Genomic DNA, 14,971 nt, shown 5'->3' on the forward strand with positions numbered 1-14,971 from the left:
TATTCCATGGGAATGAGCCGCCTTGGCATCCCAGGAGAGGGCGCGGCCCGCGCCGCCCACAGCCGCGCGGCACTCTCGGATGGCAGCCGCGATCGGAGAAAACATAGCGCGGCCCGAATCCTGTCGCCGTTTGCTCAAGGACATTCTGGACAGCTTGGTGTTCAGGGCGCCACGATTGTCGCGCGGCCGCTGCCTTCGAGCACCTGCCCGATGGCGCCTGCGTCGAGAATGGAAAAGACGACAATCGGCAGGCCGGCCTCGCGCGCCAGCGCGAAAGCAGCCGTATCCATGACCTTGAGGTTGCGGGCGATCGCCTCGTCATGGGTCAGGCTCTCGAAGCGCGATGCCGTCGGATCCTTTTTCGGATCAGCGGTATAGACGCCGTCCACATTGGTCGCCTTGAGCAGGGCCTGACAGTCAAGTTCCGCCGCCCGCAGCACAGCCGGCGTATCGGTGGTGAAATAGGGATTGCCCAGCCCGCCGCCGAGCACCACGACCTTGCCATGGGCGAGATGATCGAGCGCGCGACGTCGCGCATAGCTTTCACAGAGAGATGGCATCGGCACGGCCGACATGGCGCGGGCGGGAACGCCGGCTGCCTCGATCGCGTGTTCCAGCGCCAACGCGTTCATCACCGTGCCGAGCATGCCGATGGAATCGGCGGTTGGCCGGTCGAGCCCCTTGTTGAGCCCTTGCACGCCGCGGAAGAAATTGCCTCCGCCGACCACGATCGCGATCTCGTGGCCCTTCTTGGCCGCAGTCGCGATGTCGGCGGCGATCTGCGTCAACGTCTCGCCGTGCAGGCCGGCACCGGCAGTTCCGGCCAAAACTTCGCCCGACAGTTTGATGAGCGCCCGTTTGATCCGCATGCTAGTGCCTCCGCCTTTGTCTGAGCCAATCCCTTCCCATAGCGGGGCCAGGGGATCGATGTCACCGTGCGGGCGCGTGCCTTGCACAGGTCTTCACATGAAAACGGCGCCTTGCGGCGCCGTTGTCGTCGTCAGCCCTGGCTTCCCGCCGCCGCCGCCACTTCGGCGGCGAAATCGGCTTCCTCTTTCTCGATGCCTTCGCCCAGGCCGTAGCGGACGAAGCCCTCGAGCTTCACGGGCGCCCCAAGGCGTCCCTCGGCTTCCTTGAGGACCTGGGAAATCGTCTTGGACTGATCGTGGATGAAGGGCTGCTCCATCAACGTCACTTCCTTGAAGTAGGTCTTCATGCCGCTGTCGACGATCTTCTCGATGACATTGGCCGGCTTCCCGGCGTGCTTGTCGGCGAGGATAGCCTTCTCGCGCTCGACCGTCTCGGCCGGGACGCCGCTGGCGTCGAGCGCCACCGGGTTGGTCGCGGCGACATGCATGGCGATCTGGCGGGCGAGAGCCGCAAGCTCGTCCTTGTTGGCGGTCGAGGCAAGCGCCACGATCACGCCGATACGGCCGAGGCCCTCGCCGGACGTGTTGTGCAGATAGGCGGAGACCACGCCGTCGGCAACCGAAAGGTTCGCCGCGCGCCTGGGCGTCATGTTCTCGCCGATGGTGGCGATGGCGCTCGACAGGGCATCCTGCACCGTACCGCCGCCGGGATAGGCCGCGGCCTTCAGGGCCTCGATGTCGGTGCCGGTGTCGAGTGCGACCCGCGCGATGGTGCGGGCGAGCTGCTGGAACTGCTCGTTGCGGGCCACGAAGTCGGTTTCCGAGTTGATCTCGACGACGACGCCCTTGTTGCCGGCGAGCGCCACCGCGACGAGGCCTTCAGCCGCGACGCGACCGGACTTCTTCGCGGCTTTCGACAGGCCCTTCTTGCGCAGCCAATCCACCGCCGCCTCAACGTCGCCGCCCGTCTCGGTCAGCGCCGTCTTGCAATCCATCATGCCCGCGCCGGTCTTGTCGCGGAGCTCTTTCACCATCGCCGCGCTAATGCTGGCCATCGTCATCCTCTCGATCGTAAAGAACCGCGTCCTCACAAAATCAATGCAAGGCGCGGCCAGACGTCAATCGTCAATCAACACGTCAAACGAGCCGGTATATCGACCGGCTCCGATCTGGCCGCTGAAACGCGACCTTCATATGACACAGCCCTCAGGCTTTCATATGAAGGTCCGCCATCTCAGGCAGAGCCGGCCCTCTTAGGCAGGGCCGGGCCTCTCAGGCAGAGCCGACCCTGGGACCGGCGGGGGTTCGCTATCAGTTCGCCGTATCCGTCAGCGAACGGGCCTGCGCCACCCAGCCGTCACGCTCGATGCGGCCGTGCAGCTTCAGCTCGGTGTCGAGCGCGGCAATGTCGGCCGGCGCGAGAGCCGCGATCTGCCAGTAATGGAAGACACCGGCCTCATTGAGGTTCTTCTCAAGTTCGGGGCCAACGCCGTTGAGGTTGGTCAGGTCATCAGGAGCACCGCGCGGCGCGCCAAGACGCTCGAATACCTCACCCGAAGCGGCGCCGTCGGCGGCCGGCAGGTCCTCAACGATCGGAGCTTCCGATTCGCCGATGTCGATACCGAGATCGCCATGTCCGCGCGAGATGCCGTCGATGGCGGCGCGAGCGACGAGGTCGCAATAGAGAGCGATGGCGCGACCCGCGTCATCATTGGCCGGAACCGGGAAGGTGATGCCGTCGGGATCGCAGTTGGTATCGACGATCGCCGCCACGGGAATGCCCAGGCGCTGGGCTTCCTTGATGGCGAGCTGCTCCTTGTTCGTGTCGATCACGAACAGGAGGTCCGGCACGCCGCCCATGTCCTTGATGCCGCCGAGGGCGCGCTCAAGCTTCTCGCGCTCGCGCGAGAGCATCAGGCGTTCCTTCTTGGTGAGGCCGGAGGCGCCACCGTTCAGGGTTTCGTCGACCTTGCGCAGGCGCTGGATCGAACCGGAAATGGTCTTCCAGTTGGTCAGCATGCCGCCGAGCCAGCGGGAATTCACGTAATATTGGGCCGAACGCTTCGCCGCGTCCGCGACCGCGTCAGCAGCCTGGCGCTTCGTGCCGACGAAGAGCACGCGGCCACCGGCGGCCACCGTGTCCGAAATCGCCTGCAGCGCGCGGTAGAACGCGGGCACGGTCTGGGCGAGATCGATGATGTGGATGTTGTTGCGGGTGCCGAAGATGTACTGGTCCATCTTCGGGTTCCAGCGGTGAGACTGGTGGCCGAAATGCGCACCGGCTTCGAGCAGCTGCCGCATGGAGAAATCAGGAAGCGCCATAGTCTTTATAACTCCGGTTATGATGCCGCCGCGAGGCCTTGGGCCGGATGATCCGGCCACCGGATGGCTCGTGAGAGATCTCAAGAAGGCCCTTATGGTAGGACCTTCGCGAGCTTAACCCCGCGTGTGGAATGGGCGCGCTTATAAGGGCGCCAGCGTTGAGATGCAAGAGATGCCGTGCGGAAAGACGTCATCCCTCCATTTGATATCGGCTTCTTAGGCCTGATAACTCAGCCAGGGATCCCATCCAGCTCCACTCTTCGCTCCAGAGCGAGGCCATCGAGAAACCGCTCATCGTGGCTGACGACGAGAAGCGCACCGTCAAAGGCGCATAGCGCCGTTTCCAGGGCCTCGATCCCATCCAGGTCAAGGTGATTGGTCGGCTCGTCGAGAACGAGCAGCGCAGGCGGAACGGGCCGCCCCAAGGTGCAGGCGAGGCCGGCTCGCAATCGCTCACCACCGCTGAGACTGCCCACTCTCTGCTGCGCATCCTCGGCGCGGAAACGAAACCGTGCCAGGGCCGCGCGACACTGATTTTCATCCGCCTCGGGATTGAGGTGCAGAAAGTTCTCGCGCAGCGAAAGGTCGTGAGCGAGCAAACTGACATCCTGGTCGAGAAACGCCAAGGGTACAGGTCGATCGATCGCTCCGCTCCACGGCTCGAGCTGGCCCGCGACCAGCGCGAGCAACGTGGACTTGCCGCTGCCGTTAGGGCCTGTGATCGCGACGCGTTCGGGTCCGGTCAGCGTCAAGGAGAGGTCTCGAATGACGGGCCGGGCGATCGCGTATCCCCCGGTCACGGAATCGAGCCTCAGAGCGGTCCTGCCAAGTGGTATTCCCGTCGAGAGCATATCCATGCGCAAGGGCTGAAGTACTTCGATCCGCGCGCGTGCGTCGGCGAGAGCCCCCTCCGCCATCCCGGCCCGGGCCTCCCGAAGGCGGGCGTTTGAGCCGCCGGAAGCTTCCGCCCGCCCCCTGGCCGCATCCATCAGGATTTTGGGCTGGTCGCCTCTGGCGCGCCCCTTTTGTCCGTTGCTGTCCCTGCGCGCTTTGCGCTCCACCGCCTGCTGCGCGCGACGCCTGACTTCGGCGCGCGCCCTCTCGGCGGCGGCAAGATCGTTGTGAGCGCCCTCAAGCTCCGTGGTCTTCCGCGCGCGATAGGCACGATAATTCCCGCCATATCGTGTGGCGCCGAGCGTCGTCAGCTCCACGATCGCATCCATCGCATCGAGAAGCTCCCGATCATGACTGACAATGACGGCACCACCTCGCCATCCGGAGATGAAATCCAGGACAGCCCGGCGTCCGTCGCGGTCCAGGTTGTTGGTCGGCTCATCGAGCAGAAGGATGTCCGGCTCGGCAAAAATCAACGCGGCCAAGGCCGCGCGGGTGCGTTGCCCGCCAGACAACGCGGCGAGCCGCGCATGCGGCTCCAATAAAAGGCCACAACGCAAAAGAGCCGCGTCGATCCTCGCGGGCAAATCCCAATCCGCGCCGGCCAGTTCATCGGGCTCGGCCAGCCCTCTTTCCGCGCGGTCGAGTATTGCTAAGGCCGCTTTCGCATCAAAAAGGTCCGCGAGCGTGTCGGCGCTCGCTTGCACATCCTGACGCATGACGCCCAGGGCGCCCGAGGCTTGGATACTGCCCGACGAGGGGCGAAGCTCGCCCGCGATCAGCCGCAGCAGCGTGGTCTTGCCGGTGCCGTTACGCCCGACAATGCCGGTACGCTCGGGGCCGAAGCTTAAATTGAGATCGGAAAAAAGCGGCGCTCCATCAGGAGCATGGCACGACAGATTGAGCAGAGTAATGGAAGCGGGCATGGGACAGGACTTCTCGCAGCATGATCGACTGAACGACGGCGGCAAGAGACATGTCCATATCGTAGCGGCTCCAAAACCTTGTTGAATCCGGCGTTAGGTAAGTGCAATGCGTCGCGCGCGCAAGCTCGCGCAGCAAATTTCGGCAAAACTTTCATCCGCGCGACCACGTGGCCTTGGCCGGCTACACGACAGCGGGCGGCGACTGCACTGAAGGCTACAGCATCTCCACATGGACGACGCCGGGGATCGCCCGGATGGCGCTCGCCATCTGCGGTGTCGTGGAAAAACGCCCCTTGAGCTTCACCTCGACCTCCTGCTTCTCCTCCAGCATCAGCACCAGCGAAATGTCGCCATCCCCACGGTCGCGCAGCCGTTCGGCGACAATGGGGAGCGGTGCCTCATCACGCAGGAAGATCCGCAGGCTCTTGTGATGTTTGGAGACCGCCGAATCGAGCGGCTCGACCGACTGGATGCGCGCCCTCACCTCCTCGCCCTCGGCGGAGGCCTGGACCAAGAGAATGACGGCCTTGCCCGGCTCAAGCAGGTCGCGGAAATGCGACAGCCCTTCCGCAAAGATGATCGCCTCGAAATGCCCGCTCTGGTCCGACAGATTGACGATGCCCATCTTCGAGCCGCTCTTCGTGCGGCGCTCGGTCCGGTCCAGCACAGTGGCGGCGAGCCGCCCCATATTGACCCCGCCGCGGACCGCCTTGGCGAAATCCGACCAGCGTTGGACACGCAGCTTTTCAAGCAGAGCGCCATATTCATCGAGCGGATGGCCCGTGAGAAAGAAACCGGCCGCGTCGTATTCCCGCTGCAAGCGCTCGGCCGGCAGCCATGGCACGTAGGTGGGAATGCGCAGGGGCTCCGGCGCGGAGGTCGGCCCGCCGAAGAAATCGTTCTGCCCGTCAGCCTCCGCCGCCACGGTGCGCGCCGCGATCGCGGTGATCGCGTCGATGGCGGCGAAGCTGCGCGCACGATCCGGCTCGAGCTCGTCAAAGGCGCCGGCCGAAATCAGGGCTTCCAGCGTGCGCTTGTTGACGAGCTTGGGGTTGAAGCGGCGGGCAAAATCACCGAGGTCACGGAACGGCGTATCGCCGCGGGCCGCAACAAGCGCCTCGACAGCCTGCCGACCGACACCCTTGAGCGCGGCCAGGGCATAGCGGATCGAGCCGCGCTTGTCGGCGTCATAGTGCACCTCGAACACCACGCCCGAGCGATTGATCGAAGGGGGCTCCACCTTGATGCCAAGGCGCTCGGCCTCACGCCGAAACTCCGACAGCTTGTCGGTGTTGTCGAGTTCGAGCGTCATGGACGCGGCCATGAACTCGACCGGATGGTTCGCCTTCAGATAGCCCGTGTGGTAGGACACGAGCGCATACGCAGCCGCATGGCTCTTGTTGAAGCCGTAGTCGGCGAATTTGGCGAGCAGGTCGAAGATCTCGTCGGCCAGCGCCTTGGTGAGGCCGCGCTCGATGGCGCCATCCACGAATCGCTCGCGCTGCGCGTCCATCTCGGCCTTGATCTTCTTGCCCATGGCGCGGCGCAACAGGTCGGCCTCGCCGAGCGAATAGCCCGACAGCGACTGCGCCACCTGCATCACCTGTTCCTGGTAGATGATGATGCCGAAGGTCTCGTTCAGGATCGGCTGGAGCTTCTCGTGGAGGTACCACTCCTCCTCCGGTTCACCATCCCCGTGCTTGCGGGCGCAATAGACAGGAATATTGGCCATCGGACCGGGACGGTAGAGCGCCACGAGGGCGATCAGGTCCTCCAGCCGGTCGGCGCGCATCTCGACGAGCGCCTTGCGCATGCCGGCGCTTTCCACCTGGAACACGCCCACCGTCTCGCCGCGCCCGAGATATTCATAAGTTTTCTTGTCATCGAGAGGGATGGTCGACAGATCGATGTCGAGCCCCTTCTTCTTGATGAGATCGACCGCCGTGCGCAGCACGGTGAGCGTCTTCAGCCCGAGGAAGTCGAATTTGACGAGCCCCGCCTGCTCCACCCATTTCATGTTGAGCTGGCTGACGCGCATGCCTGAACGCGGATCGCGATAGAGCGGCACGAGTTCTTCCAGCGGCCTGTCGCCGATGACGATGCCGGCGGCATGGGTGGAGGCATGGCGGTGCAGCCCCTCCAGCTTCTGGGCGATGTCGAGCATGCGCCCAACCACCGGCTCCTCCTTCGCCGCGCTCTGGAGCTTGGGCTCGTCCTCGATCGCCTTCTTGAGCGTGACGGGATTGGCCGGATTCTGCGGGACGAGCTTGGTCAGCTTGTCGACCTGGCCGTAGGGCATCTCGAGCACGCGGCCGACGTCGCGCATCACCCCGCGCGCCTGCAGCGTACCGAAGGTAATGATCTGCGCGACGCGATCCTCGCCGTAGCGCTGCTGCACATAAGATATGACTTCTTCGCGCCGGTCCTGGCAGAAGTCGATATCGAAGTCCGGCATCGACACGCGATCCGGATTGAGGAACCGTTCGAACAGGAGGCCGAACCGCAGCGGATCAAGGTCGGTGATGGTGAGCGAATAGGCGACGAGCGAGCCCGCGCCCGAGCCACGGCCCGGGCCCACCGGGATGTCATGGGCCTTGGCCCATTTGATGAAGTCGGCGACGATCAGGAAGTAGCCGGGAAAGCGCATGCGCTCGATGATCGACAGCTCGAATTCGAGACGCTGGCGGTAATCGGCCTCGGTCAGTCCGGGCGCCGGCGGATGGGAGGCAAGACGCGCGTCGAGGCCGGCCACCGCCTGCCGGCGCAGCTCGCTCGCCTCCTCTGCCTCGTCGCCGCTGAAGCGGGGCAGCATGGGCTTGCGCGTGCGTGGCCGGTAGGCGCAACGCATGGCGATCTCGACCGTGGACTGCAGCGCCTCTGGCAGGTCCTCGAACAGCTTGACCATCGCCGCGCGCGACTTGAAGTCGTGCTCATTGGTCAGCCGGCGGCGGTTGTCATCGGTGACAAGACGTCCATCGGCGATGGCGAGCAGCGCATCATGCGCTTCATAGTCCCCAACCTTCGCGAAATAGGGCTCGTTGGTGGCAACGAGCGGAACGCCATCGCGATAGGCGAGGCGCAGCAGTTCCGTCTCAACCGAGCGCTCCTCGTTAGTACCGTGGCGCTGCAGCTCAACATAGAGACGATCGCCGAAGACCTCTCGAAGTCGCCCGAAACGCTCCGACGCGAGATCCACCTGACCATCGCGCAGCGCCCTGTCGAGGGGACCGCCCGGTCCGCCCGTCAGCGCGATCAACCCCTCGCTATGCGCCGCCAACCGCACGAAAGGCACATGCGTCACTTCCCCCGCCGTGGAATCGAGGAAGGCGCGGCTGGTGAGTTGCATCAGATTGCCGTAACCGGCCTCGCTGGTGGCAAGCAGCACGATATGCGGCAGGCTGCGAACCACCGTCTGGCGCACGGTGGGGTCCGGCGGTTCGAATTCGACGGTGAGCTGCAGGCCCGCGATGGGCTGGATTCCAGCTCCCGAGAGCTTCTCGGAGAACTCCAGGGCGCCGAAGAGATTGTTGGAATCTGTCAGGGCGAGAGCCGGCATGCCGTCGGCGATGGCCATCTTCGATAAGGCGGCGATGGTCAGCGCGCCCTCGAGAAGCGAGAACGAGGAATGGACGTGCAGATGCACAAAGCCGACGTCCTGATAGATCTCGTTCGCTGAAACGCTCATCGGAAACCCACTACCAATTACATGCTGGCCGGACTCATGCCGACCAGACTTATGCCAGCCCCGTCCCAAGCATAAGGCGAGGACCGCCGGGGTCGAGCCCCCGAGGCAGGATTACCGGTGGATGTCCTGTCACCAGGGGCGAAGCAGACGGCGGAGCCGAGGGTGCGCGCAGCCAGGGCGATGCCCTGCCCTCATGTCCGCCCTCACGTCTCCTTGCAGGCGACGGGCGACGCATTCTCACCCTTGGTCAGATCATAGAGATCGGCCGTATTGCCCTTCGTCCACCAGATGAAGCGCCCACCGGCATATTTCGCCCCGGAGCCCGAAAGCACATTGGCCGCGATCACGAACTCGCCCTGCATCGACAGCGACACCAGCGAGACGGCGCCGGCGTTGAAATAGGTGGCGTCCACGGTCCGGCCACCGCAGGCATAACTGGCCCTGATGGTCTGGACCTCGGTGACTGAGGGAACCTCGATGGTGATCGCCGCCCCCTGACGAACCCGTGTCAGCAGCGCCAGTTGCTTGCCCCCGGCGTCACGCAGGGAGAGCTTGCCGTTGCCGTCGACTGTCCAGCTTTTCACGCCTTGCAGGGCGTTGAAGAACTTCTGCTCCTGCCCCATGACGGCTGGCGGGCAAGCCATGCGGGTGGACGCCAATGGACCGATACTTAGGGTGTCAGCCCCGATCTCGGCCTTGCCGGTGAAGTGGTTGCAGCCGCCGGACCCGGTGACCTTGCCATCCCCACCGAAAGCGAGAGTCGTCTGGATGCGGTCGACCACGCCGCCGCCGCCGATGTCCTCAGCCAGCCATTGACCGGTCAAGGCGTCCGCGCTGGCCGCCACGGCTCTCTGAATGGCCGCGGAAACAGGGAACACGAGGAGCGATCCGGCGAGGATCACGCTCGTCGGCATGCGCGAAAAGACATGGCGCAAGAGGTGGCTCCTCACGGGCGCGCTTTTCAACAGACCCATCCTCATCACATCCCTTGTCACCGGGGCCTCCATCATCGGTCGATCCCCTTATCCCATAATCCCGGACATAAGGCCGGCTCAATGAAGGACCGGCGATCGCTGGCGGCTGATCCTTTTTGAGGACGCGCGAAAGAGCGGCCAGGCCTTCATCCGCCGCTCGTCGAGACTAGGGAAACACTGACCGGGTCGCCGCATCCAGACAATACATGCGAATTCGGAAGCCCCAGTCATGCGGTAACCTAACTCACTCAAAAGCCCATGTTCAGAGCGGGCCTGCCGCCACGGAAGCTTGGGCGAATGCTGGTGCCCCCTTCGTCCGTTCCCTGTCGCGCCAGGTCTTCGTAGCTTGGCTGGCGAAACTCCTGCACCGGTTGGCGTTCGGCACGCGCGGGTGATTGGGGCTTCCGCTTGACGGCGCGCTGCTGATTGGCCTTGCCCGGCTTACTGAGGGATTGGCCCTGCTTGGGCAGTTCAAGAGGCGCATTCTGCGCGGCAGCCGGTGTTGCGGCGGAGGCGCCGATGAGCAACGCCGCGGCAGCGGCGCTCACGGCGAAGCGCGATGCGATGGGCTGGCCGAATGTCCACAGCCCGGATCGGCGCATGACGGGTGTGTGCTTCGTGCGGCTCATGGCTGTCCTCATTTCCAGCGGTTCGATCGGATGCATGGGAGTGCTCATACATCCAGTTTCACGGGAATGGGGCCGCGTCGTGACATTTGAGCCGGCCCTCACAGCTGACTGTGAAACTCCATATCGATGCGCGCGCCGGATATCTCCGAAGTGGAACCGTATCCTGCGCCCGTGACTTCCCTCCATGCGAACGGACAAGGATCAGCAGCATGGATATGGGTGGGTTACGGATAGAACGAACCCCTTCTGAAGATCAGTCGGTGACCGGCTTGGTGCCCCGCATGAGCTTGGCGAGCTGGGGGGCGACTTTTCCCCGCGCGTCGGAACCGCCGATGCCCGGCTCCCCCATCCCGGATCCCTTTCCCCGCCCTCCGGCGATTGACCCCTCCGATCCGCTGAAGCCTCTCATTCCTCCGATTGAGGAACCGGAGCCCGACGATCCCGACAATGACCAGCCCAAGCCGAACCCGGACGAAACAGGACCAGGGCAACAGGTCTGCGCCCGTTGAGCTGACGCATCCCTGTCCATGACCTGAATTATCCGTCATCCGACATTGTCATCACCCCATCGTCTGGCGATTGGAAACTTCGTCGATCTCGGCCTGTTCCTTTTCGGCGGCCGCCACGAGCGCGGCGTGCATCCGGCCACGCACATAGCCGCGCGAAATCAGCCGCTCCGCCTTCGCCAGGCGTTGCTCCTTCTCGGTGAGGTCGGCCAGCGCATCCCGAATGGCCGCGTTGAGAGCAGCCATCGCGTTCCCTTCCGCCTTGAGATAGGCCGCAACGATTTCGTCCACCATCATGCTCATCGCCGGACTCACGCGATCTGATTGACACTTGCTGTTCCATCAGACTAAGCGACGCGGAACAAAAATAGAACAAAAAAGAGGGGCGGAGCAGATCACAAATCCACAAAGCGCCGAAAAGTTCATATTTTATAATTGGATACGGCGCCTTTGGCGCTGAGAGAATTCCCATGGGCTACGCCCGCGAAGGTCTGACAGCGCCGACCTGCCCCTGCCTGACAGCGACGGACATGTCAGGCGGCAACTCACAGAAACGCCTTCGTCCGCAACGCCGGACTATAGCGCCAGCCTATCGCATCCTCTTCAACGCACCTGAGGGCGATTCTCATCGAAGCATGGACTCTAGACCCTGCATCAGGGATCGAGTAGGCAGACGCCAAGATCGATGGCAGGGAGCGATCGCATGAACAGCAATAAGGTGTCAGAGGACCATCAACCTGTTCTCGTCGCGCTCGATTGGGGCACGTCAAGCCTGCGTGGCTTCCTGATGGACAGGCAAGCTGGCGTCATCGACCAGCGTGCCAGCAGTCACGGGATCCAGAACCTGCCGGAGCCGGGTATTCCGGGATTCGAGAAGGCCTTCACCGCGCTTTGCGGGGAATGGCTGGCGCGATGGCCTAATCTGCCGGTCGTCGCCGGCGGCATGGTCGGCAGTGCGCAGGGCTGGGTCGAAGCGCCTTATGTCGCCTGCCCCGCCGATGTCGCGGAACTCGCCCGACACGCCGGCCGCGCAACGACGGCGGATGGCCGCACGATCCTCATCGCCCCTGGTGTCATCGACAATCCGGCCGATGCACCGCCGGACGTGATGCGCGGCGAGGAAATCCAGATCGCCGGCGCGCTCGCCGCTCATCCCGCACTGGCCGAACGCGCCTCGATCATCATGCCTGGCACCCATTCCAAATGGGTCGCCATCGCCGCGAGCCGCATCACCCGCTTCGACACCTACATGACCGGCGAGGTCTTCGCCGTCATGACAAAGCACTCGATCCTCGGCCGCCTGATGACATCCCCGGAGGAAGCGGCAGCAGCCCCAGCGGCTGCGGAAGCCGCCTTCCTGCAAGGTGTCGCGGCGGCGCGCGACAGTCATGCTGGCGATCTCCTGAACCAGCTCTTCTCGGTGCGCAGCCTCGGTCTCACGAAGCGACTGCCCGGCGATGTTCTGAAAGACTATCTCTCAGGCCTCCTCATTGGCCAGGAGTTGACCTCAGGCCTTGCCCGTCTGAGGGCTGATGCCGGAGATCTGCCGCCTATCGTGCTCATCGGCGACGACGGCCTCTGCAACAGCTATCGCCGCGCGATGGCTCTCTTCGACGTCTCCCCCGCCGCCCTCCTGGGGAATACGGCTCCAGCGGGGCTTTTCCGCTTCGCAACCGCGACGGGCACGCTCGATCGGGCATGACCGGATCTTGTTCGACCGTCTGAAAGAAGGAATTGGTACCATGACCCGGCCGAGCCGCGCGACGCGTTTGGAAGAGGCTTTCGCCACGCTGCCATTGATCGCCATCCTGCGCGGCCTGAAGCCGGAGGAGGCGGCCGATGTCGCCACGGCACTGCATGAAGCGGGCTTCCGCTTCATCGAGGTGCCGCTGAATTCACCCGAGCCCTTCGAGAGCATCCGTATCATCCGTGAGTTGCTGCCGGATGACACGCTCGTGGGCGCGGGCACGGTAACAAGATCTGCCGAAGTCGAGCGGCTCGTCGCGCTTGGGGCCGACCTTGTCGTGATGCCGCATGCCGATACGATGGTTATCCGCGCGGCCACCGATGCCGGGCTCATCTGCACCCCCGGGGTCGCAACCCCGACCGAAGCCTTTGCCGCGCTCGCTGCCGGCGCCGCCGCCCTCAAGATCTTTCCCGCCGAGATGGTCGGGCCGCCGGTCATCAAGGCGATCCGGGCGGTGCTTCCGCCTGGAACGCGGCTGTTGCCGGTCGGCGGCATCACGCCCACCAACATGGACCCCTTCCTTGCGGCGGGCGTCGCAGGCTTTGGCCTGGGATCGTCCGTCTACAAGCCCGGCATGGATGTGCAGGAGATCGCCGCCAACGCACGCGCCTTCGTCGAGGCGTGGTCATCGCGCAAGCGGCCATGAGATCATGGCCGATACATCAGCATTACTGACGTTGTTGCAGATCGCCGTGGACAACTTCTGATAGCTATCTACCCAGACGCCTAGGGTTAATTACCATTTACCCATTGAGTCGGGGGTGGGTGACGGGCCATGGGCGATAGATTGCTGGAGGAGCTTGTCTCGGCGATGTCCGCCGAACGGCAGGAAGCCATCGCGCGCCGTACGGCGGAACTCCTGGATGCGTGGAGCGCCTTCGAGCCAGCACCGCTGCCGCCATTCGATACATCGACGGTGGCGCTGTCCTGGCTTGCTCTCGCCCGCGACGCCGTGGCCGAGATCCGGCTGGAAGATATCCGGCTGGAAAATATCCGCTCGGAAAATATCCGCTTGGACGAGATCCGTTCGGCTGACGTCGCCCCGCCAGAAGAGCCCATCTCGGATGAAGTGATCGCTGCGCCGTCCCCGGATGCTGTCGCTCCGATCGAGGGGGCTCGCACCGCGGAAGCACTAGAAAGCTTGACCGACGCGGCGCCGGAGATCGAGGCAGCCCCTGTTATCATCGTAGGAGAGGCCGAGATCATCGCCCTGGACGGCGAGATCCCTATCGCGGCCGCGATTTCAGGTGGAAGCGTCGAGAATGAGCCGGTGCTGGCTCTCGTCCCGTTCACAGCCTCGACAGATGGGGTTGCAGCCGCAGCTGAGACAGAGAGCGAGGACGCCGCTATCGAGGAGGCCATCGCTCTTGGGGAAGCGATCGCTGTTGGGAATGACGACCTCGCCTTCCCGATGCTGTCACCTTTTGAAGGAGACGATGCCTCGGCGGCGCTGGCGCGCGCCGTCAGCGAGGGCCTCGCCTTGCGTACGGGCAGCAAGCCGAAGACCCGAAGCAGCAACCGGGGGGCACCGATGACGGTTCATCCCGGCGCGCTGCCAGCCTACATGGGGCCGCCGACCTCGGGAACGAGGCTGTCGTCGCCGTAACGGTCGTCTTCCGGGAAAGGCGAGACGGCGTTGTCCAGCTGGTCTTCAACATAATCCGGAGGGCCGGATCGGCTGAAACCGCCCCCGCCCTGGTTGGTTGATTGGCATGCCGTGGCGGCCATGCTGATCGCTACGATAAGGGCCAGTCGGTTCAGATGCATAAAGGCCTCTAGCAAAAATTATGAGGCGCATTCGATATGAGAGCGGCGCTGCATGCAAGCGTCATTCATCAGTTGCCCCACGCAATCTGCAATCGTGCTTAAGAGCGTCGGTTCACGCACGCGCGGATGCCCGACCTCGTGGAGACGGCAATGTGCGCTGACAAACCCCGGTGACTAACCCAGAGCTGTACAGTAAAAACTGTTACTCCTCGCAGAGAGTTGTCCTATGGCTCCCTCAATCATCAACGCAATCCTGTCCAGCCGAATCACCGAGACCGTGGCGCGTGTCATCCTGACATTTCCCTTCTGGGGAAGCGGCCTCGCCAAACTGATCGATTTTCGCGGTGGCGTCGCCGAGATGGAGATGTTCGGCCTGACGCCGGGTTGGCTGTTCAACATCGCCACGATTATCGTTCAGCTCGGTGGATCCGCGCTGATCATCGCCCGCCGGCACACGTGGCTTGGCGCAGGCGCACTCGGGGTCTTCACCGCGCTCACCATCCCGATCGTGCACCATTTCTGGTCGCTCGAAGGCGAGCGCGCGATCGTCGCCTTTCATACGGCTGGAGAGCATGTCGGCATGATCGGCGCGCTCATCATCGTATCGATCCTCGCCTTGCGGCCAGCATCTCCGCGCTGAGCACGCGTCCCA

At 64.0% G+C, this 14,971-nt stretch carries 12 protein-coding genes; 4 read left to right on the forward strand and 8 right to left on the reverse strand.

Features of this window, described 5'->3' with window-relative positions:
• Positions 1 to 161: 161 nt before the first annotated feature.
• The 8 genes from pyrH to KIO74_RS05450 form a co-directional block, all read right to left on the reverse strand.
• On the reverse strand, positions 162 to 869 hold the full coding sequence (pyrH, locus tag KIO74_RS05415) for a UMP kinase (RefSeq protein WP_213331054.1): 708 nt from the start codon (positions 867 to 869) through the stop codon (positions 162 to 164).
• A gap of 131 nt (positions 870 to 1,000) precedes the next feature.
• Positions 1,001 to 1,924: a translation elongation factor Ts gene (gene tsf / locus KIO74_RS05420; RefSeq protein ID WP_213331055.1), complete on the reverse strand. Its 924-nt coding sequence runs from the start codon at positions 1,922 to 1,924 to the stop codon at positions 1,001 to 1,003.
• Positions 1,925 to 2,180: 256 nt separating this feature from the next.
• Positions 2,181 to 3,191: a 30S ribosomal protein S2 gene (locus KIO74_RS05425; protein ID WP_213331056.1), complete on the reverse strand. Its 1,011-nt coding sequence runs from the start codon at positions 3,189 to 3,191 to the stop codon at positions 2,181 to 2,183.
• Between the two features lie 230 nt (positions 3,192 to 3,421).
• Positions 3,422 to 5,011 (reverse strand): ABC-F family ATP-binding cassette domain-containing protein, encoded by a 1,590-nt coding sequence (locus KIO74_RS05430; RefSeq protein ID WP_213331057.1) that lies wholly within the window; start codon positions 5,009 to 5,011, stop codon positions 3,422 to 3,424.
• A 214-nt stretch (positions 5,012 to 5,225) separates the two neighbouring features.
• Positions 5,226 to 8,696, reverse strand: a complete 3,471-nt coding sequence (gene dnaE / locus KIO74_RS05435; protein WP_213331058.1) for a DNA polymerase III subunit alpha — start codon at positions 8,694 to 8,696, stop codon at positions 5,226 to 5,228.
• Between the two features lie 203 nt (positions 8,697 to 8,899).
• On the reverse strand, positions 8,900 to 9,661 hold the full coding sequence (locus KIO74_RS31595; RefSeq protein ID WP_249730866.1) for an META domain-containing protein: 762 nt from the start codon (positions 9,659 to 9,661) through the stop codon (positions 8,900 to 8,902).
• A 257-nt stretch (positions 9,662 to 9,918) separates the two neighbouring features.
• Complete coding sequence (locus tag KIO74_RS05445; protein WP_213331059.1) at positions 9,919 to 10,299, reverse strand: hypothetical protein; 381 nt, start codon at positions 10,297 to 10,299, stop codon at positions 9,919 to 9,921.
• A 560-nt stretch (positions 10,300 to 10,859) separates the two neighbouring features.
• Entirely contained in the window at positions 10,860 to 11,108 is a 249-nt protein-coding gene (locus KIO74_RS05450; RefSeq protein ID WP_213336110.1) for a hypothetical protein, read from the reverse strand.
• Positions 11,109 to 11,508: 400 nt separating this feature from the next.
• On the opposite strand from KIO74_RS05450, the gene KIO74_RS05455 reads away from it, so the two are divergent.
• The 4 genes from KIO74_RS05455 to KIO74_RS05470 all read left to right on the forward strand — a co-directional run bounded on the left by KIO74_RS05455 (position 11,509) and on the right by KIO74_RS05470 (position 14,959).
• Positions 11,509 to 12,507 (forward strand): 2-dehydro-3-deoxygalactonokinase, encoded by a 999-nt coding sequence (locus KIO74_RS05455; protein ID WP_213331060.1) that lies wholly within the window; start codon positions 11,509 to 11,511, stop codon positions 12,505 to 12,507.
• A 40-nt stretch (positions 12,508 to 12,547) separates the two neighbouring features.
• Positions 12,548 to 13,198, forward strand: coding sequence for a 2-dehydro-3-deoxy-6-phosphogalactonate aldolase (locus KIO74_RS05460; RefSeq protein WP_213331061.1), 651 nt, complete (start codon positions 12,548 to 12,550; stop codon positions 13,196 to 13,198).
• A gap of 129 nt (positions 13,199 to 13,327) precedes the next feature.
• Positions 13,328 to 14,158: a hypothetical protein gene (locus tag KIO74_RS05465; RefSeq protein ID WP_213331062.1), complete on the forward strand. Its 831-nt coding sequence runs from the start codon at positions 13,328 to 13,330 to the stop codon at positions 14,156 to 14,158.
• Between the two features lie 387 nt (positions 14,159 to 14,545).
• Positions 14,546 to 14,959: a DoxX family protein gene (locus tag KIO74_RS05470; RefSeq protein ID WP_213331063.1), complete on the forward strand. Its 414-nt coding sequence runs from the start codon at positions 14,546 to 14,548 to the stop codon at positions 14,957 to 14,959.
• The last annotated feature ends 12 nt before the right edge of the window (positions 14,960 to 14,971 follow it).

The sequence above is a fragment of the Chelatococcus sp. HY11 genome (assembly GCF_018398335.1).
Taxonomy (GTDB): Bacteria; Pseudomonadota; Alphaproteobacteria; order Rhizobiales; family Beijerinckiaceae; genus Chelatococcus.